We start from the raw sequence: 18,367 nt of genomic DNA, 5'->3' as shown, positions 1-18,367 counted from the left end.
GGCCGGGGCCCGGGAGTGGGCGACCACGGCCCGAGGGGCGACCACAGCCCGAGGAACGGGTCGGCGCGGGGACCGCCCGAGGGTCGGGTCGGCGCGATGACCCCCCGGGGAGAGCGGGACGCGACATGGCCGCCCCGGCGGGAGTCCACACGACACGCCCAGCAATCTTCGTCCACACCCTGTGGGGCGTCCTCCGACGTCGTCGTAGGCCCGGTGCGCATCCGACCGGCTTCCTACCCACACCTTTGTCCACATCTGTGCACACCCTCACGGTGTTGGTCCACAGGGCGTCCACGGGTGTCGGCGCCTTCGTGCACAGTGGGGGTTTGGCACCGGGGCGGGACGGCCGTACCGTCGCCTGGCCCGACGTGCGTGCGGGCACCGAACAGGAGTGAGCGTGGCAGAGGATCCGGGCGTTTCGCGGGCCGACTTCGACCGGACCCCTCCGCAGGACGTGGCCGCCGAGCAGTCGGTGCTCGGCGGCATGCTGCTGAGCAAGGACGCGATCGCGGACGTGGTCGAGGAGGTCCGCGGCGTCGACTTCTACAAGCCCGCCCACGCCCTCGTCTACGAGGCGGTCATCGACCTGTTCGGTCGCGGCGAGCCCGCCGACCCGGTGACGGTCGCCGCCGAGCTCACCCGGCGCGGGGAGATGGCCCGCGTCGGCGGCGCGCCCTACCTGCACACCCTCGTCTCGTCGGTCCCGACGGCGGCGAACGCCGGCTACTACGCGCGCATCGTGCGCGAGCAGGCCGTCCTGCGCCGGCTCGTCCAGGCCGGCACCCGCATCGTGCAGCTCGGCTACGCGACCGACGGCGGCGACGTCGAGGAGATCGTCAACTCCGCCCAGGCCGAGGTGTACGCCGTCGCCGACCAGCGCAACGCGGAGGACTACCGGCCGCTGCGCGAGCTGGTGGACCCCACCCTCACCGAGCTGCAGCGCATCGAGTCCAAGACCGGCGACGACGGCGCCGTCCCGACCGGCTTCGCGGACCTCGACAGCCTGACGAACGGTCTGCACCCGGGGCAGATGGTCATCATCGCGGCGCGTCCCGCCATCGGCAAGTCCACGCTCGCGCTCGACATCTGCCGCACCGCGTCGATCCGCCATAACCATGCCTCGGTGATCTTCAGCCTCGAGATGGGGCGCACCGAGATCACCATGCGACTGCTGTCCGCGGAGGCCGGGGTCTCCCTCAAGCACATGCGCGAGGGCTCGATGCGGCAGGACGAGTGGGAGCGGGTCGCGGGGGCGGCGAGCCGGTCGTCGGGGGCCCCGCTGTTCGTCGACGACAGCCCCAACATGTCGCTCATGGAGATCCGGGCGAAGTGCCGGCGGCTCAAGCAGAACCACGACCTCAAGCTCATCGCCGTGGACTACCTCCAGCTCATGAGCTCGGGCAAGCGCGTGGAGTCGCGCCAGCAGGAGGTCTCGGAGTTCTCCCGTGCCCTCAAGCTGCTCGCGAAGGAGCTCGAGGTGCCGGTCATCGCCGTCGCCCAGCTCAACCGTGGTCCCGAGCAGCGCGGCGACAAGAAGCCGATGATGTCCGACCTGCGCGAGTCGGGCTCGCTCGAGCAGGACGCCGACGTCGTCATGCTGCTGCACCGCGAGGACGCCTACGAGAAGGAGCACCCGCGGGCCGGCGAGGCGGACATCATCATCGCCAAGCAGAGGAACGGACCCACCGGCACGGTGACGGTGGCGTTCCAGGGGCACTACTCGCGATTCGTCGACATGGGGCGCTGAGGGCCGGATTTCTCACAGCGGTGCCCGGCGGCCGCGCATCGCGATCCGGATCGGCCGCTGAGACGATGGTTCTCGGCATCCGGCGGGCTCGAGATGCGGGCCCCGTGACCTGGAGAACGGAGGGGTCGACCCGTGACAGACGTACCCGCGCAGGCCGGCGTGATCGGCGAGTGGTTCGCCTCGAACACCGGGGAGCTGATCTCCAGCCTGATCAACGTCGTCATCATCGTCCTGGTGGCGATCATCGCGCGCGCAGTCCTGGGGCGGGTGATCCTCCGGCTCGCCCAGAGGATCGTCCAGTCGCGGCAACAGCTGGACCGGGCCGCGTCCAACGCCCGGCGCAAGGTCACCAAGTCGATCCCCGACGAGGCCGCTCGCGTGCGCCGCCAGGAGCAGCGGGCGCAGACGATCGGCTCGGTGCTGCGCAGCATCGCCTCGTTCGTCATCTTCGGCGTGGCGTTCATGATGATCCTGGGCGAGTTCGGGATCAATCTCGGCCCGGTCCTGGCCAGCGCCGGCGTGCTGGGTCTGGCTATCGGCTTCGGCGCGCAGAGCCTCGTGCAGGACTTCATCGCCGGCCTGTTCATGATGTCGGAGGACCAGATCGGCGTGGGCGACGTGGTCGACGTCGGTGACGCGGTCGGCACGGTCGAGGAGATGACGATGAGGATCACGAAGATCCGCGACCTCGACGGCAACCTCTGGTACGTGCGCAACGGTGAGATCCGGCGGGTCGCCAACATGAACCAGGACTGGGCCAACGCGGTGATCGAGATTCCGCTGGACTACTCGGTCGACCTGGCCAGGGCGAAGCAGGTGATCGAGAGCGGCCTGGAGGAGTTCGCCGCGGACCCGGAGCTCGCCACCGAGATCCTCGACAAGCCCGAGGTGAGCGGTGTGACCGGCATCGGGAACGGCGCCGTGACGATGCGCATGATCATCAGGACCCGGCCCGGCTCGCAGTGGGCCGTCGGCCGCGCCGCCCGCGCGCACCTCAAGGGCCGATTCGACGCCGAGGGGATCCAGGTCGCGGTACCGATGTTCCCGCAGGCCGAGGTCGGAGCGACCAAGCAGGGCTGAGCGCGTGGCCTGCCCGCTACCTGCTGAGGTTGCGGAACTCCCGCACCGCGAGCGGGACGAAGATCGCCATGATGACGATCGGCCAGAGGATCGCGCCACCGATCGCGTGCCCGTCGATCCAGTAGCTCGCCTCGCCCGTGCCGGCGCCGGGGGTCGCGAACAGCTCGCGGATCGCGCTCGCAGTCGAGGACACCGGGTTCCACGCCGCGACCGCACCGAGCCAGCCCGGCATCATCTCCGGCGGGGTGAACACCGAGGAGATGAACCCCACCGGGAAGGCGACGGCGAACAGCGAACCGGCCACCTCGGTGTTCTTGATCCGCAGGCCCAGGTAGACGCCGACGAAGATGAGGGCCAGCCGCAGCCAGAGCAGCAGCGCGAACGCGAACAGGGCCTCACCCACGGTCCCGGCGGCCCGCCACCCGATGATCAGCGCGAGGACAGCGATGGTGGCGAGGTCGACGGCCGCCTGGATGAGGTCGGAGACCCCGCGTCCGGTCACCACCGCCGACGGGGACATCGGCATGGACCGGAAGCGGTCCATGAACCCCTTCTCCTTGTTGAGCGTCACGGCGAAGGCCGTGTTCATGAACCCGAAGGCCATGGTCATCGCGAACATCCCGGGCATGGCGTAGTCGATGTAGCCCTCGCCGGCGCCCTGCCCGGTGACGTCCATGGCCGAACCGAAGACGTAGACGAACATCAGCACCATCACCACGGGCATGCCGAGCTGCCAGGCGAACGTGGACGGCTGGCGCACCAGGTGGGTGAGCTCCTGCACGACGATCGTCCAGCAGTCCTTGACCGCCCACCTCAGGCGGGACAGGGGGTCGCTCGAGTGGACCGGTGCGGTGGGGACGGACGGGCCGGTCGCGGCCCGGTCGGTGGTGCTCATGAGGCGGCCTCCGTGGTGGTCCGGGCGGTCAGGTGCAGGAATGCCTCGTCGAGCGTGGGCCGGCGCAGCCCGATGTCGTCGATCTCCAGGCCGAGCCGGTCGATCTCGGCCGCCACCGCGGTCAGGGCGCGGACGCCCGCCGTGACGGGGGCGCTGACGCTGCCGTCGGTCACCGTCACCTCGGCGTCGGTGACCCGGCGGACGACCTCGGCGACGCGCGACATCGTGTCGGGGTCGGCCGCGGCGACCTCGAGCCGCTCGTCGCCCATGCGCCGCTTGAGCCCGGCCGGTGTGTCGTCGACGAAGTTCCGCCCCTGGTCGATCACGCTGATCCGGTCGCAGAGCTTGTCGGCCTCGTCGAGGTAGTGGGTCGTCAGCAGCACCGTGGTGCCCCGGGAGGCGAGGTCGCGCACCGCCTGCCAGACCTCGCGCCGCCCGGCGGGGTCCAGGCCGGTCGTCGGCTCGTCGAGGAAGAGCACCTTCGGGGCGAGGATCATGCTCGCGGCCAGGTCCAGCCGTCGCCGCATGCCTCCCGAGAAGGTCTTGGGTGAGCGCTTCGCGGCGTCCTGCAGCCCGAAGAGCTCTAGCAGCTCGTCCGCCCGACGACGCGCCGCCGCCTTCTCCAGCCGGAACAGCCTGCCGAAGATGGTGAGGTTCTGCCGGGCGCTGAGGATGTCGTCGACAGCGGTCTGCTGGCCGACCAGCCCGATGCTCGCGCGGACCTCGCGCGGACGGCTGCGCACGTCGTGCCCGGCCACGGACGCCTGGCCGGCGTCGGCCCGGGTGAGCGTCGCGAGGATGCGGACCGTCGTCGTCTTGCCCGCACCGTTCGGGCCGAGCAGGCCGTGGACGGAGCCGCGCAGCACGGCGAGATCCACCCCGTCCAGGGCCACCTTCTGCCCGTAGCGCTTGCTGAGGCCCACGGTGCGGACCGCGAATCCTGACTCGTTCATCGTCGCTCCCAGGCGTTCTGAGTACATTGCACGCAGGACGATAGCGTACGCTGTCCGCAGAACACAACAGCTTTCGGTGCAAGGGGTGGAGATGTCCGAGGAGAACCCGCTCGCGCGCAGTCATCAGCTGCTCTGGGAGGGCCTGCCGCCCGCGACGAAGGGTCCGAGACCCACGCTGACCCTCGACCAGATCGTCACCGCGGGCATCGGGATCGCCGACTCGGAGGGCATCGACGCACTCTCCATGCGCCGGCTCGCCACGGAGCTCGGGATGGGCACGATGTCGCTCTACCGGTACGTGCCCAGCAAGGCCGAGCTCCTCAACCTCATGCTCGACCACGTCAGCGGTGCCCAGCTCGGCCGCGTCGACCCGGACGGCGACTGGCGCGCCACGCTGACCTCGGTCGCGCGACGCGGCAGGGAAATGTACCTCAGCCACCGGTGGCTCCTCCAGGTCAACTGGTCGCGCCCGGTGCTCGGTCCCGGCAGCGTCTCCCAGATGGAGGAGACGGTCGCGGGCCTGACCGACCTGCCCTTCGGCGATCAGAAGATGATGATGGTGGTCTCCCTGCTCGACGCCTACGTCGTCGGCTCGGTCCGCGAGGAGATCCTCTACGAGCGCGCCGCCGAGGAGAGCGGCATGACGGAGGACGAGTTCTGGGACAACCAGATCCCGGTGCTGACCCGTGCCATGGAGTCGGGGAGCTACCCCGCGATGGCCGCTCTGGACTGGGACGTCTTCGATGCCGGCTGGGCCGACTCCTTCGAGCTCGGCCTGCAGTTCCTGCTGGACGGGATCGACGCCGAGGTCGCCCGTGGCCGCAAGGCTCGCTGAGCCGACACGGCTCAGCGCGGTAGCGGGACCTCGAGGTCGTAGGCCAGGACGATCGCCCTGACCAGCTGCTCCTCCTGCGCCGGTGTCACGAAGCCGATCGTGCGCCCCAGGTGTGCCGTGGGCACGGTGGTCACGTTGTCGATCGCGGCGACGCAGGGGTGATCCAGGCCGTTCTCCGGGCCGAGCGGTACTTCGCTGGACAGACCCTTGGCGGTCGTGGTGATCGGAGCGATCGTCACCTTGGTCATCGCGGTCCGGGCGGCCGGGCGCGTGAGTACGACCGCCGGCCGAGTCTTGTCGAGCCGAACGAGGCAGATCTCCCGCACGTCAGTCCTGGGCCGAGTGGTGCACGACGCTCCACTCGACCAGCGCGTCGAGATCGTCGCCCGCGCCCTGGTCGCGCAGGATCTGTGCGTCCCTCTCGGCGAGGCGATGCCGCAGCTCGCGCTCGAGCGCCGAGGTCACGACCTCGGCGCGGCTGGTGGCAGCACCCTGACCGACGACGTCGTCGAGGAATGTCACGAGACTGTCGGGAAGTCGAAGTGTGATCTGCGTGCTCACGCGACAACAGTACCAAACTGAATCCCGGATCGGGATTCAGTCGGTCGGACCTGAAATCGCTGGCGTCCGCCCTCCGCCGAGGCCACGATCAGCAGGTGAGCACGAGCCCCTACCCCCTGACCACCGACCGGCTGACCGTGCGCATGGTGAACGGCGAGGACGTCGACGTGCTCACGGAGTACCGCAACGACCCGGCCGTCAACGCCCTGCAGGACTGGGACCTGCCCTACCCCCGCGAGCGCGCCGAACGGCTCGCCGCCGCCCACGCGGACCGGGACGACGTCGTGCCGGGCACCGGCACCCAGCTGGCCGTCGAGGCCGACGGCCGGCTGGTCGGCGACCTGTACGTCGGCCTCGACGACCACTCGGGCATCGCCGAGATCGGCTTCACGCTCGCGGCCGCGCACCAGGGCCAGGGATACGCCCTCGAGGCGGCCTCCGCGGTCGTCGACGACCTCGTCGACCGCCTCGGCGTGCACCGTGTCGTCGCCGAGCTCTCGCCGGACAACCGCGCCTCCGCACGACTCCTCGAGCGCCTCGGCATGACCTTCGAGCTCCTCGCGGAGAAGTCCTACCGGTGGCGGGGGACGTGGGACGACAACCTCCGCTACGCGATGACCGCCGACGAACGCCGTGCCTGGCGCGACCGCCCGCGCAGCGCGCCGCAGGAGGTCCGGCTCGTCGAGCTGGACCACGAGAACGCCTGGGCCTACCGGCGGCTGCGCTCGCACCGGTCGCAGGAGCTGTTCGTCGCGAGCGTCGACCATTCCTACACGGACGCGCTGTTCCCCGAGCCCGAGGACGGCCACCCCGTCGTCCCCGTGCTGCGGGGCATCGAGGCCGACGGCGAGCCGGCCGGCTTCCTCATGTGGGCGGACGCCGTCAACGCCGGCACACCGGATCCGTACCTCTGGCGGTTCCTCGTCGACCGGCGGCACCAGGGGCGGGGCATCGGCCGACGTGCGCTGGAGCTGTGGACCGCGGACCTGCGCGCCGCCGGCCACTCGGCGGTCGAGACCAGCTGGGTCCAGGCCCCGGGCGGCCCCGAGCCGTTCTACCTGGGGATGGGCTTCGTGCTCACCGGCGCGTACGACGACGGCGAGGCCGTGGCCCGGCTGTCGCTGTAGGGGAGGCGCTGGTCGCTCGGGATCGTCGCGACGCCCTTGTCGACGCCCTGGCAGAGGCTCTGTCGGTGCCCCGTCCACCTCCGACCGGTACGCTCGGTGTGGACATCCCCACAGCACGCTCGTCACGACGCCGACGTCACCGAGGAGGCTGCCGCCATGACGTCCACCGACACCGCCGTCGCCCCGGACGGCCCCACCGCGCCCGCCGACCGGAGCTCGACCAGCCCGCTCGGCCGCGTCACGGCCGAGCTCGCCCGCACGTTCGACGTCGATCGGATCATCACCGACCGGCAGCGTCTTCAGACCTACGAGTGCGATGGTCTGGCCCAGTACCGGACGGTGCCGGGTCTCGTCGTGCTCGCACGCGATGCGGACGACGTCGCGCGGGCCGTCCGCGTGTGCGCCGCCCACCGGGTCCCGTTCGTCGCACGCGGCTCGGGTACGGGTCTGTCGGGCGGTGCGCTCCCGCACGCGGAGGGCGTCCTCGTCGTCATGTCCCAGATGCGCAGCATCAAGGAGATCGATGCCGCGAACCAGCGCGCGGTGGTCGACCCGGGCGTCATCAACCTCGCCCTGTCCCGTGCGGCGACGCCCGACGGCTACTACTTCGCGCCGGACCCCTCGAGCCAGACGATCTGCTCGATCGGAGGCAACGTCGCCGAGAACTCGGGCGGCGCGCACTGCCTGAAGTACGGCTTCACCGTCAACCACGTCACCGGCGTCGACCTCGTCACCCCGGGCGGTGAGCGGGTCGAGATCGGCGGGAAGGCCCCCGACCCTCCGGGCTACGACCTGCTGGGCGCCCTCGTCGGCTCGGAGGGCACGCTCGGCATCGTCACCGAGGTGACGGTGCGCCTCACCCGGCTGCCGCAGGAGGTCCAGACCGTCCTCGCAGGGTTCCGGTCGGTCGACGACGCGGGGGCCGCGACCTCGGCGATCATCGCTGCCGGCGTGATCCCGGCGGCCATCGAGATGATGGACGCGCTCGCCATCGAGGCGGCGGAGGAGGCGGTCGCCTGCGGCTATCCCGACGGCGCGGGGGCGGTGCTGGTCATCGAGGTCGACGGCTCGTCGGCCGACGTCGCAGGAGAGCTGGCCGAGGTGCTGCACCACTGCGACGCGAACGGGTCGTTCGAGACGCGGCTGGCGGCGGACGACGTCGAGCGCGCCCTCATCTGGAAGGGCCGCAAGTCTGCGTTCGCGGCCGTCGGTCGGATCAGCCCGGACTACATCGTTCAGGACGGCGTCATCCCGAGGACCGCACTGCCCGACGTGCTGCGCCGGATCGCCGACCTGTCCGAGGAGAAGGGCGTGCGGGTGGCCAACGTGTTCCACGCGGGCGACGGCAACCTGCACCCGCTCGTCCTCTTCGACGACGCCGAGGAGGGTGCCGCCGAGCGCGCCGAGGAGGTGGCCGGCGGGATCCTCGACCTGTGCATCGAGGGCGGCGGGTCGATCACCGGCGAGCACGGCGTCGGGTCCGACAAGGCGAAGCACATGCCGCGGATGTTCACCGCCGCCGACCTCGACACGATGCAGGCGGTGCGGTGCGCGTTCGACCCCGAGAACATCTCCAACCCCGGAAAGATCTTCCCGACCCCGCGCCTGTGCGGCGAGCGGCCGGGCCGGCACCAGGGGGCGCACCCGCTCCAGGAGGCCGGCCTGGCGGAGGTGTTCTGATGTCGGCGACGGGTGCGGCCACGCGCGGTGGACCGGCAAGGCCGGGCGGCCCCGATCTCGCGGCCCTGGCCAGGAGCCTCGGCGGCGAGGGCGAGGTCCGCGAGGCGGGCCCGGGCGACGTCGTCGACGGTGTGCCGGCGGCCGTCGTCGCCCGGCCGACGTCGATCGACGGCGTCTCCCGTGTGGTCCGGGAGGCCACCGGCCAGGGGCTCGTCACCGTCGCGCGCGGCGGCGCGACCGCGCTCGACCGGGCGGCGCCCCCCGAGCGTGTCGACGTCGTCCTCGACACCACCGGGCTGGACCGGCTGGTCGAGCACGGGGCCGGCGACCTCGTCGTCGTCGCCGAGGCCGGGCTGCGGCTGCGCGACCTGCAGGCGCAGCTGACCGGCGCCGGCCAGGAGCTCGTGGCCGAGGTCGGGCGGGAGCGGTTCGAGGGTGGGTCGACCGTCGGCGGCGCCCTCGCGACGGGCGCGTCGGGTCCGCGGCGGGTCCTGCGCCACGCGCTGCGCGACCTCGTGCTCGGCACGACCGTGGTCCTGGCGGACGGGACCGTTGCCGCCTCGGGCGGCAAGGTCGTCAAGAACGTCGCCGGCTACGACCTGGCCAAGCTGATGACGGGCTCCTACGGCACCCTGGGGATCATCGTGCGGGCGGCGTTCCGGCTGCACCCCGTCCCGGTCGACCGGCGCTTCGTCGTGCGCAGCGGCGCGCTCGACGAGGTCGCCGACCTCGCCCGGGCGGTGCTCGGCTCCCAGGTGGCCCCCGCCGCCGTCGAGATCGACCGCCCGGCCGGCAGCGACGAGGCGACCCTCGCCGTGCTGCTCGAGGGTGGGACCGACGGCGTCGCCGCCCGGGCCGCCGAGGTCGCCGACCTGATCGGTGGTCGCCTCGCCGAGGAGCCCGCGTGGTGGGACCGTGCGCCCGACGGCGCGGTGAGCGCGCGGGCCACCGCGACCCTGGTCGGGGTGCGCGAGGTGCTGCTCGCGGCCCGCGCGGCGGAGCAGGCGCACGGGACCGGCGTCGCCGTGCGCGGCTCGGCGGCGGGCGTGCTGGACGTCGGTATCGACGGCGCGGACGTGGCCGGCACCGTCGATCGGCTGCGGGCCGCGGCCCCCGACCCGCGGGAGGGCACCGTCGTCGTCCTGCGCGCACCGGCCGCGATCCGCGAGGGCCTCGACGCGTGGGGACCGGTCGGCGGGATCGAGCTCATGCGCAGCATCAAGGAACGCCTGGACCCGGGCCGGAACCTCGCGCCCGGACGCTTCGTGGGAGGAATCTGATGAGCACGGACATGCACCGGCTCGACATGACGGACACGGCGGCCCGGTCGGGCCACGCGCAGACCGACGTCCTGGGCCTGGCGGCCTTCGACGACCACCACCCGCCCTCGCGCGAGCTCATCGACGACTGCGTGCACTGCGGCTTCTGCCTGCCCGCCTGCCCCACCTACGAGCTGTGGGGCGAGGAGATGGACTCCCCGCGCGGGCGCATCTACCTCATGCAGCAGGGCCTGGAGGACCAGCCGATGAGCCCGGCCATGGTCCAGCACATGGACGCCTGCCTGGGCTGCATGGCGTGCGTGACCGCCTGCCCGTCGGGCGTCCAGTACGACAAGCTCATCGAGGCCACCCGCCAGCAGGTCGAACGGCGCGGCAGGCAGCACCGGACCGTGGCGCAGCGCGCCCTGCGGCAGGGCATCTTCGCGCTGTTCCCCCGGCCCGAGCGCCTGCGACTCGTCCGCGGACCCCTCGCGCTGTACCAGAGGAGCGGGCTGAGCAGGCTCGTGCGCGGCTCGAAGGTCCTGGAGAAGATCTCCCCGACCCTGGCCACGATGGAGGCCGTCGCCCCGCCGATCGGGCGCCGGGTGCGCATCCCCGCCCACATGCCCGCCAGGAGCGAGCGCCGGATGACGGTGGGCCTGCTGCTCGGCTGCGTCCAGCGCGAGTTCTACCCCGGCGTCAACGCCGCCACGGTGCGCGTGCTCAACATGGAGGGCTGCGACGTCGTCACGCCGCCGTCCCAGGGCTGCTGCGGCGCCCTGTCCGTGCACGCCGGCCGCGAGGCCGAGGGCCTGACCTACGCGCGCCGACTCATCGACACCTTCAGCGAGGCCGGCGTCGAGCGGATCATCGTCAACTCCGCCGGCTGCGGGTCCACCATGAAGGAGTACGCCCACCTGCTGGCCGACGACCCCGACTACGCCGACCGCGCCCGGGAGTTCTCGGAGAAGGTCCGGGACGTCTCCGAGATCCTCGTCGAGCTCGGCCCCGTCGCGCCCCGGCACCCCCTGCCGATGACGATCGCCTACCACGACGCCTGCCACCTCTCGCACGCGCAGAAGGTGCGGTCCCAGCCCCGCCGGCTGCTGGGCGACATCCCCGGCGTGACGATCAAGGAGATCGCCGACGGCGACCTGTGCTGCGGCTCCGCGGGAATCTACAACCTCGTCAACCCCGAACCGGCGCGCGAGCTGGGGGACAAGAAGGCGACGAACGTGGCGGCGACCGAGGCCGAGCTGCTCGTGACCTCCAACCCCGGCTGCCTGCTGCAGATCACCGACGCCCTGTCCCGCCAGGGCAAGCACATGTCGACCGCGCACATGATCCAGGTCCTCGATGCCTCCCTGCTCGGCAAGGACGTCGGCACCCTCGTCGACGAGGCGCCGACGACCGTGCGCGCCCCCGACACCCCCGAACGGGCCGGCGGCTGCGCCTGCGGAAAAACCGGCGGCTGCGGCGGCTGACGCGAGGCGGCGCGCCGGTCCCTGACGGCCGGCCGGTCGGCATCGACGCGACGTCGTCGGTCGAAATGTCCGCTCGACGAGGCGCGAGGCGTTAGGTTGTCCGCACGACCGGCAACTGGATACAGAGCTTCACCCCTCGACATCCCACGAATCGGCAACGGTGCCGAGCCCGGAGGTCCAGATGGACAACCTCGTCGTACTCGCTCTCTTCGCCATCCTTCCCATCCTCGTCATCGGTGTCCTGCTCGTCGGCCTGCGCTGGCCGGCGAAGTACGCGATGCCGGTCGGACTCGTCGTCATCGTCGTCATCGCCGCCGCCGTGTGGGAGATGTCGTGGACCACGATCGGCGCGTCCGTCGTCCAGGGCCTCCTCGTCGCCATCGGCCTGCTGTGGATCGTGTTCGGCGCGCTGCTGCTGCTCGAGACGATCACCAAGAGCGGGGCGCTGCACTCGATCCGCGCGGGCTTCACCACCATCAGCGCCGACCGGCGTGTCCAGGTGGTCATCATCGCCTGGCTGTTCGGGTCCTTCATCGAGGGTGCCGCCGGCTTCGGCACGCCGGCGGCGGTCGTCGCGCCGCTGCTGCTCGCGCTGGGCTTCCCGGCGATGGCGGCGGTCATGGCGGGCCTGATCATCCAGTCCACGCCGGTCAGCTTCGGCGCGGTCGGCACCCCGATGCTCGTGGGGATCGGCAATGGCCTGTCAGGCACGGACGGGAGCTTCGTCCCGGCGGTCGCGGGACGCGCGGACGAGCTCGGCATGAGTCACTCGGAGTTCGTCGCCCACACGGCGACCCAGGTGGCCACGATCCACGCGATCGTCGGTGTCCTCGTCCCGCTGTTCCTGGTCTGCCTGATGACCGGGTTCTTCGGGGAGAAGCGCAGCTTCCGGGCGGGGCTGGCGGTCGCGCCGTTCGCCCTCTACGCCGCGCTCGCCATGATCCTGCCGTACCTCGCCGTCGCCTACCTGCTCGGCCCCGAGTTCCCGGCCATGATCGGTGGCTTCGTCGGGCTCGCCGTCGTGATGTTCACGTCGTCGAAGGGCTTCCTCATGCCCACGGACACGTGGGACTTCCCGCCGAAGGAGCGCTGGAGCGACCGGTGGATCGGCACCGTGGACCCGGAGGCCGGGGCCACCGTGCTGAAGAAGAAGATGCCGATCGCCATGGCCTGGATGCCGTACGTCGTCGTGGCCGCGGTCCTGCTCGTCACCCGCAACGTGCCGGCGATCACGGAGTTCCTCACCGGACCGGCGGTCCTCCAGGTCAACGACATCTTCGGCACCGGGATCTCCCAGAACATGGACCTGCTGTACTCGCCCGGCGCCGTGTTCCTGCTCGCGGTGCTCATCACCTACGTCCTGCACAGGATGAACGTCCACCAGATCGCGGCGTCGTGGAAGGTGGCGGGCGGGCAGATCGCCGCTGCCGCCGTCGCACTGCTCTGCGCGCTGCCGCTCGTGCGCATCTTCATCAACTCCGGCAGCGAGTTCAACCAGGCGGGACTGGAGTCCATGCCGATCACGCTCGCCGAGGTGGCGGCGAACGCGACCGGAGAGGGCTGGCCGGTCCTCGCTCCGTTCATCGGCGCGCTCGGTGCCTTCGCCGCCGGCTCGAACACGGTGTCGAACCTGATGTTCTCCCTGTTCCAGTACTCGACCGGCGAGAACATCGGCGCGAACGGTCCGGAGACGGTCGTCGCCGCCCAGGCCGTGGGCGGCGCCGCGGGCAACATGGTCACGGTGCACAACGTCGTCGCAGCGGCGGCCACCGTGGGCCTGCTGGGCCGGGAGGGCGACCTCATCCGCAAGACGATCATCCCGATGACCTACTACTGCCTGGCCGCGGGATCGATCGCCTACATGTGGATCTTCGGGGTCGGCCTCAACGTCGGCACGATCGTGTGCGTGCTCGTCATCGTCGCGCTCGCGGTCGGCATCTGGCGGATCTCGACGATGCCCGACGTCCCGAACAAGCAGCTCCTGCCGGCCGGACGGTGACGGCCGCCGCTGCGGGCTCGACCGAGGCGGACCAGGTCAGGGGCTCCCGCCGCGCAGGACGTCGACGTGCACGTGGTCGAGGTGCCGCAGGATCTCGCCGCCCGGCTCGGGCGCGTCGTAGGGCTGCCACCGACCGCTCCGGCTGTGCGCGCTCCAGATGCGGTCGTCGAAGATCACGTACTGGATGTCGAGGGTGTCCTCGTGGGCGACGAGCCAGTGCGCCAGCAGCCAGCCACGACGTCGGTTCTCCTCGGTGACGGGCTGGTAGAAGATGTCGATCGCCCGCCCGTCGTTGTGCGTCGACTCGCCCGCGCGCTGCACGCCACCGGGTGCGAACCCGCCGAGGACCTGATCGCCGAACACCACCGTCATCTGCTCGAGCACCGCCTGCGCCCGCGGGGTGAGGCCGGAGCCGGTGATCTGCTCCTCAGCCAGGTCGTCCGCGGCGGAACCGCGGCAGGACAGGCTCGGTCCGGCGCCCTCCGGCGGGCCGTCCGCCAGCACGCGCAGCACGGCGTCGTCGACGTCGGAGGTGTCGGGCGCCGTGACCGCCGAGCCGTCCCGGGTGTCGGCGGCGACCGCCGTCGTCGCCCGTCGCGCCTGGTCGCGCGTGAGCCCGACCGGACCGTCCGGGCCGGCCACCTCGCACTCGGGCTCGCTCCCCGGGACGGGCAGCCCCTCCTCGCGCACGAGCTCGACGACCCGAGGCCCGACGACGACGAGAGCCACCGCGAGGAGCACCACCACGGCCCAGGTGGCCCAGCGCCGGCGCCCGATTGCGCCTCGGCCGTTCCGTCGGGTCCGCGCCCCGGAGTGGTGGCGCCGCGCTGCTCGGCCTGACGGCGCATCGGTCACGCCCACGAGTCAAGCACGGGTCGGCAGCCTTGATCGGTGATCGACCACCCCCCAGCGCGTCCCTGCGTGGCGACGACGTGCCGCGCCTGGCGAGGTTGTGCCTCGCACGCACGACCTCGCCAGCCAGGGCACGACCTCGGTGGGTCGGGGCGACACCCCGTCGGCCGGCCGACACTCGCGACGCCCCCTGCCACCTGGGCTGTTGACGACGCCGCGGCGAGCCAATACCCTTCCCAAATCGATTCAGGCCCGAATCGATTTGGGAATGTCCATCAGGTCCGGTCCGAAGGAGAACCGCATGACCACATCGACCGACGAACGTCGACCGCACCCCGTCGACGAGATCCCGCCCGTCCGCAAGATCGTCCCGTTCGGCCTGCAGCACGTGCTCGTGATGTCGGCCGCGCCCATCTCGTCCGTCTTCCTCGTGGGAGCGAGTCTCCAGCTCGAGCCGGACCTCATCGTCCAGCTGCTCAGCATCACGTTCGTCTTCTCGGGGATCGGCTCGATCATCCAGTCGATGGGGCGCTGGGGCATCGGCGTGCGGCTGCCGTTCATGATGCTTCCCGGCGGCGCGCCGGTGGTCATGTTCATCGCCATCGCCTCCGAGCACGGCCCGGCGACGGCGTCCGGAGCGGTGCTGCTCACCGCGGTCTTCTACTTCATCGTGCTACCGGTGTTCAGCCGCATCATCAAGTTCTTCCCGTCCCTGGTGATCGGCACGATGATCGTCGTCGTCGGCGTCAACCTCATCCGCATCAACGTGCTGCTCGTGACGGGACGTCCCGAGGAGGAGACCTTCGGCGATCCGGTCGGCGTCGCGCTCGGCATCATGACGATGGTCCTCATCGTCCTGCTCTTCCGGGTGCTGCGCGGCATGGTGCGCCAGCTCGCGGTGATGATCGGCCTGGTCGCGGCGACCGGCATCGCGGCGCTGCTCGGACGGGTGGACGTCCCCGACCTGTCGGGACCGGTCGCCACGGTGCCCGAGCTGTTCCCGTTCGGCACGCCGCAGTTCGACATCCTCGCCTCGATCCCGCTGCTGATCTTCTGCCTCGCCTCGATGGCGGAGGCCACCGGCCAGACCGCGATCAACGCGGAGATCGTCGGCAAGAGGATCGACATCACCAGGGCGGCACCCCGCACCATCCGCGCCGACGCGCTCGTCTCGCTCTTCGCCGGCATGTTCGGCACCTCGCTCATGGTGACGAGCGGCGAGAACATCGGCATCGTGCGGGTGAGCAACGTCAAGAGCCGCTTCGTCACGGCGGCGGCGGGTGTCATCCTCATCGTCATCGGACTGATCACCCCGGTCGCCCGGATCATCTACGCGATCCCGGCCCCCGTGGTCGGCGGGACCGGCGTCGTCGTGTTCGCGATCCTCACCGTCATCGGCCTGCAGATGCTGGGCCGCTCCGACCTGGGCGACCAGCGGAACATGCTCGTCGTCGCCGCGGGCCTGAGCTTCGGCCTGCTCCCGATCGTGGTGCCCGGCGCCTACGACGGCCTCCAGTCCACCCTCGGAAGCATCCTCTCGAGCGGGGTCGCCATGGGCGCCCTGGTCGCGGTGCTCGTGAACATCCTGTTCAACCACATCGGACGCCGTTCCACGGACGCCGCTGCGCCCGCCGACGACTCGGAGGACGACGGCGGGGCCATCGGGGCAGAGGCTGACGCCGACCGGTCGGTCGGGGCCACCGTCGACGCCCGGTCGCACGACGACGAAACCCTCGAGCGCCGGCGCCCGAGCGCCGAGAACCGTGAAGGAGAACGATGAGCGACCTCGCCGCTCTGCACGAGCGCCCCACGCTGCTGATCCCCGAGCTGACGCTGCTGCCCGAGGGGGTGCGCACCGACCGCGCGGTGCTCGTCGACGACGGTCGGGTGTCCGACGTCGGACCGGCCGACGAGATGCGGCTCCGCCACCCGGAGGCGGCGACGATCGAGCTGCCCCGGCGGCTGCTCATGCCCGGCTTCGTCGACGCGCACCACCACCTCACCCAGTCGTTCGGCAAGTCGCTCGTGTTCGGCGAGCCGTCGGAGATCTTCCGCCGCGTCTGGGTCCCGATGGAGGCGCACCTGGACGAGGAGGCCATCGACGTCGCCACCCGGCTCGCCGCGTGGGAGTCGCTGCGCGGCGGGTTCACCACCGTCGCCGACGCCGGCACGCGGGCCACCGTCGACGGCGGGGTGGACACCCTCGCCGCCGCCACGACCGCGCTCGGGGTGCGGTGCGTCCTCGGCGTCATCTGCAACGACATGGTCGCCGGAGAACGCGTCGCCGAGGTCGACGACGTCCTGGCGTCCGCCGAGCGGCACCTCGACCGATGGTCGGAGGACGCGCTCGTGCACCCGTCCCTGGCGGTGTCGCTGCCGGAGGTCGCCTCGGACGAGATGCTCGGGGCCGTCACCTCGCTCGCCCGCCGTGCGGGCGTGACTTTCCAGACCCATCTCAACGAGCACCTCGCTGCCGTCGAGCGGTCGTTGGAGGCCACGGGGCTGCGCCCGCTGGAGCGGCTCGCCCAGCTCGACGCGCTCGGGCCCGAGCTCCTGGCCGCGCATGCCACCCTGCTCACACCACGGGAGATCACACTGCTGCGCGACAGCGGCGGTGCGGTCTCCTACAACCCGGTGGCCAGCTCGTGGAAGGGCAACGCGGTGGCGCAGGCGCTGCTCATGCACGAGCTCGGCGTGCGGCTCGGCCTGGGCACCGACGGCACCCGCGGGGACGCGTTCCGGCTGCTGGACGCGGCCGAGACCGCCCAGCGCCTCACCTACGGCCTGGCGTCCGGCGACTCCTCGGTCGGCGGCGGCTGGCCGTGGCTGGAGCAGGGCCTGACCGGTGGGGCGGACGCCGTCGGACTCGGTGGCGAGGTCGGCACGATCGGCCCGGGGGCCCACGCGGACCTCCTGGTCCTCGACGTCGACGTCCCCGAGCTCGTGCCCTCCTGGGACCTGCCGTGGGAGCTCGTCCGGCTCGCCGGCAAGGACCAGATCGAGTCCGTGGTGGTCGGTGGCCGGCTCCGCCTGTCGGCGGGCCGTCCGGTGGACCTCGACGGCGACGCGCTGCTGGACCGGGCGCGCGCGATCGCGCACCGGGCCGTCGAGGACGCCCCCATCCACATGGTCCACCCGTTCTCCGCCGAGCACCGGGAACGCCTCCGCGGCGTGCACGCATGACCGAGGCGGCCTTCGCGCTGGTCGCCGTGACCGTCCTGGTCGCGGCGTTCGTCCAGGGCTCGACGGGGATGGGGTTCGCGCTCATCGCCGCGCCCGTGGTCACCCTGATCGACCCCCGGCTGCTGCCGGTGCTCCTGCTCGTGCTCATGCTGCCCCTCAACGGGTACGTCGCGTGGCGCGAGCGGGAGCACCTGGACTGGCGGGGGGTCCGCTGGATCAGCGTGGGCCGGTTCGCCGGCACCTTCGCCGGGCTCTGGATCCTGATCCTGGTGAACCTCGACCAGCTCGCGCTGCTCATCGGCTGGTCGACGATCATCGCGGCCGTCGCGGCGCTGCTCGCGCCCGCGTTCGACCCCAACCGGACGGGCCTCGTGGTCGTCGGGCTCATCACCGGCGTCACCGAGACCTCCACCGGCGTGGGTGGCCCGCCGCTCGCGCTGGCCTACCAGCACAAGAGCGGCCCGACCCTCCGGGCGACCGTGGCGGTCTGCTTCCTCGTGGGCGAGGTGATCTCGCTGGTGGTCCTCGGCGTGAGCGGGCAGATCGAGCTTCGCACCCTGGGCCTGAGCGCCGTGCTCGTGCCGTTCGTCGTCGTCGGTGCGTTCGTCAGCCGGTGGGTGCACCACCGCCTCGACGGCCCCCTCCTGCGGATGCTGGTGCTGGGATTCGCCATCATCTCGGGGATCGTCGTCCTCCTCTAGCCGCGTCACCA

At 71.6% G+C, this 18,367-nt stretch carries 16 protein-coding genes; 11 read left to right on the top strand and 5 right to left on the bottom strand.

Annotated features, from left to right (window positions below; all coding sequences use genetic code 11):
- The first annotated feature begins 391 nt into the window (after positions 1–391).
- Positions 392–1,747 (top strand): replicative DNA helicase, encoded by a 1,356-nt coding sequence (gene dnaB / locus AC24HA_RS01360; protein WP_487563566.1) that lies wholly within the window; start codon positions 392–394, stop codon positions 1,745–1,747.
- Positions 1,748–1,879: 132 nt separating this feature from the next.
- Complete coding sequence (locus AC24HA_RS01355) at positions 1,880–2,827, top strand: mechanosensitive ion channel family protein (RefSeq protein ID WP_425707279.1); 948 nt, start codon at positions 1,880–1,882, stop codon at positions 2,825–2,827.
- A gap of 16 nt (positions 2,828–2,843) precedes the next feature.
- On the opposite strand, the gene AC24HA_RS01350 is transcribed toward AC24HA_RS01355, so the two are convergent.
- Together AC24HA_RS01350 and AC24HA_RS01345 are read right to left on the bottom strand one after the other, a co-directional pair.
- Positions 2,844–3,722, bottom strand: a complete 879-nt coding sequence (locus tag AC24HA_RS01350; RefSeq protein WP_425707280.1) for an ABC transporter permease — start codon at positions 3,720–3,722, stop codon at positions 2,844–2,846.
- Entirely contained in the window at positions 3,719–4,675 is a 957-nt protein-coding gene (locus AC24HA_RS01345; protein WP_425707281.1) for an ATP-binding cassette domain-containing protein, read from the bottom strand. The genes AC24HA_RS01350 and AC24HA_RS01345 overlap by 4 nt, the downstream gene beginning before the upstream one ends.
- A 91-nt stretch (positions 4,676–4,766) precedes the next feature.
- Here AC24HA_RS01345 and AC24HA_RS01340 point away from each other — a divergent pair, with 91 nt between their 5' ends.
- On the top strand, positions 4,767–5,510 hold the full coding sequence (locus AC24HA_RS01340; RefSeq protein ID WP_425707282.1) for a TetR/AcrR family transcriptional regulator: 744 nt from the start codon (positions 4,767–4,769) through the stop codon (positions 5,508–5,510).
- Positions 5,511–5,521: 11 nt separating this feature from the next.
- On the opposite strand, the gene AC24HA_RS01335 is transcribed toward AC24HA_RS01340, so the two are convergent.
- Both AC24HA_RS01335 and AC24HA_RS01330 read right to left on the bottom strand, forming a co-directional pair.
- Complete coding sequence (locus AC24HA_RS01335; protein ID WP_487563565.1) at positions 5,522–5,758, bottom strand: type II toxin-antitoxin system PemK/MazF family toxin; 237 nt, start codon at positions 5,756–5,758, stop codon at positions 5,522–5,524.
- Between the two features lie 79 nt (positions 5,759–5,837).
- Positions 5,838–6,071: a YlcI/YnfO family protein gene (locus AC24HA_RS01330; protein WP_425707284.1), complete on the bottom strand. Its 234-nt coding sequence runs from the start codon at positions 6,069–6,071 to the stop codon at positions 5,838–5,840.
- Between the two features lie 95 nt (positions 6,072–6,166).
- On the opposite strand from AC24HA_RS01330, the gene AC24HA_RS01325 reads away from it, so the two are divergent.
- The 5 genes from AC24HA_RS01325 (at position 6,167) to AC24HA_RS01305 (ending at position 13,620) form a co-directional block, all read left to right on the top strand.
- Positions 6,167–7,198: a GNAT family N-acetyltransferase gene (locus AC24HA_RS01325; RefSeq protein WP_425707285.1), complete on the top strand. Its 1,032-nt coding sequence runs from the start codon at positions 6,167–6,169 to the stop codon at positions 7,196–7,198.
- A gap of 156 nt (positions 7,199–7,354) precedes the next feature.
- Positions 7,355–8,878 (top strand): FAD-linked oxidase C-terminal domain-containing protein, encoded by a 1,524-nt coding sequence (locus AC24HA_RS01320; protein ID WP_425707286.1) that lies wholly within the window; start codon positions 7,355–7,357, stop codon positions 8,876–8,878.
- Positions 8,878–10,158, top strand: a complete 1,281-nt coding sequence (locus tag AC24HA_RS01315) for an FAD-binding oxidoreductase (protein ID WP_425707287.1) — start codon at positions 8,878–8,880, stop codon at positions 10,156–10,158. The genes AC24HA_RS01320 and AC24HA_RS01315 overlap by 1 nt, the downstream gene beginning before the upstream one ends.
- A gap of 26 nt (positions 10,159–10,184) precedes the next feature.
- Complete coding sequence (gene glcF / locus AC24HA_RS01310; protein WP_487563599.1) at positions 10,185–11,621, top strand: glycolate oxidase subunit GlcF; 1,437 nt, start codon at positions 10,185–10,187, stop codon at positions 11,619–11,621.
- Between the two features lie 181 nt (positions 11,622–11,802).
- Positions 11,803–13,620 (top strand): L-lactate permease, encoded by a 1,818-nt coding sequence (locus AC24HA_RS01305; protein WP_487563564.1) that lies wholly within the window; start codon positions 11,803–11,805, stop codon positions 13,618–13,620.
- Between the two features lie 36 nt (positions 13,621–13,656).
- Here the strand turns inward: AC24HA_RS01305 and AC24HA_RS01300 are convergent, their stop codons facing one another.
- A complete protein-coding gene (locus tag AC24HA_RS01300; protein WP_425707290.1) occupies positions 13,657–14,349 on the bottom strand; it encodes a VldE C-terminal domain-containing protein in 693 nt (230 codons plus the stop codon).
- Positions 14,350–14,773: 424 nt separating this feature from the next.
- Here AC24HA_RS01300 and AC24HA_RS01295 point away from each other — a divergent pair, with 424 nt between their 5' ends.
- From AC24HA_RS01295 to AC24HA_RS01285, 3 genes are read left to right on the top strand one after another with little or no spacing between them, the layout of a single operon-like run.
- Entirely contained in the window at positions 14,774–16,252 is a 1,479-nt protein-coding gene (locus tag AC24HA_RS01295) for a uracil-xanthine permease family protein (RefSeq protein ID WP_425707291.1), read from the top strand.
- The gene (locus AC24HA_RS01290) at positions 16,249–17,655 is read left to right on the top strand and encodes an amidohydrolase family protein (RefSeq protein WP_425707292.1); all 1,407 of its coding nucleotides are present in this window, start codon (positions 16,249–16,251) and stop codon (positions 17,653–17,655) included. Before AC24HA_RS01295 ends, AC24HA_RS01290 begins: the two co-directional genes overlap by 4 nt.
- The gene (locus AC24HA_RS01285; RefSeq protein ID WP_425707293.1) at positions 17,652–18,356 is read left to right on the top strand and encodes a sulfite exporter TauE/SafE family protein; all 705 of its coding nucleotides are present in this window, start codon (positions 17,652–17,654) and stop codon (positions 18,354–18,356) included. The genes AC24HA_RS01290 and AC24HA_RS01285 overlap by 4 nt, the downstream gene beginning before the upstream one ends.
- Positions 18,357–18,367: the final 11 nt, after the last annotated feature.

The sequence above is a fragment of the Georgenia sp. Z1491 genome (genome assembly GCF_057652395.1).
The sequence above is the reverse complement of the archived record's forward strand: the minus strand, read 5'-3'. Positions and strand labels throughout refer to the sequence as shown.

What these genes read in the sequence shown, in the direction of transcription:
- AC24HA_RS01295 (WP_425707291.1), top strand. Translation starts at nt 14,774, where the DNA reads ATGACCACATCGACCGACGAACGTCGACCGCACCCCGTCGACGAGATC.
- AC24HA_RS01320 (WP_425707286.1), top strand. Translation starts at nt 7,355, where the DNA reads ATGACGTCCACCGACACCGCCGTCGCCCCGGACGGCCCCACCGCGCCC.
- AC24HA_RS01285 (WP_425707293.1), top strand. Translation starts at nt 17,652, where the DNA reads ATGACCGAGGCGGCCTTCGCGCTGGTCGCCGTGACCGTCCTGGTCGCG.
- AC24HA_RS01315 (WP_425707287.1), top strand. Translation starts at nt 8,878, where the DNA reads ATGTCGGCGACGGGTGCGGCCACGCGCGGTGGACCGGCAAGGCCGGGC.
- AC24HA_RS01340 (WP_425707282.1), top strand. Translation starts at nt 4,767, where the DNA reads ATGTCCGAGGAGAACCCGCTCGCGCGCAGTCATCAGCTGCTCTGGGAG.
- glcF (WP_487563599.1), top strand. Translation starts at nt 10,185, where the DNA reads ATGACGGACACGGCGGCCCGGTCGGGCCACGCGCAGACCGACGTCCTG.
- AC24HA_RS01350 (WP_425707280.1), bottom strand. Translation starts at nt 3,722, where the DNA reads ATGAGCACCACCGACCGGGCCGCGACCGGCCCGTCCGTCCCCACCGCA.
- AC24HA_RS01305 (WP_487563564.1), top strand. Translation starts at nt 11,803, where the DNA reads ATGGACAACCTCGTCGTACTCGCTCTCTTCGCCATCCTTCCCATCCTC.
- AC24HA_RS01345 (WP_425707281.1), bottom strand. Translation starts at nt 4,675, where the DNA reads ATGAACGAGTCAGGATTCGCGGTCCGCACCGTGGGCCTCAGCAAGCGC.
- AC24HA_RS01290 (WP_425707292.1), top strand. Translation starts at nt 16,249, where the DNA reads ATGAGCGACCTCGCCGCTCTGCACGAGCGCCCCACGCTGCTGATCCCC.
- AC24HA_RS01335 (WP_487563565.1), bottom strand. Translation starts at nt 5,758, where the DNA reads ATGACCAAGGTGACGATCGCTCCGATCACCACGACCGCCAAGGGTCTG.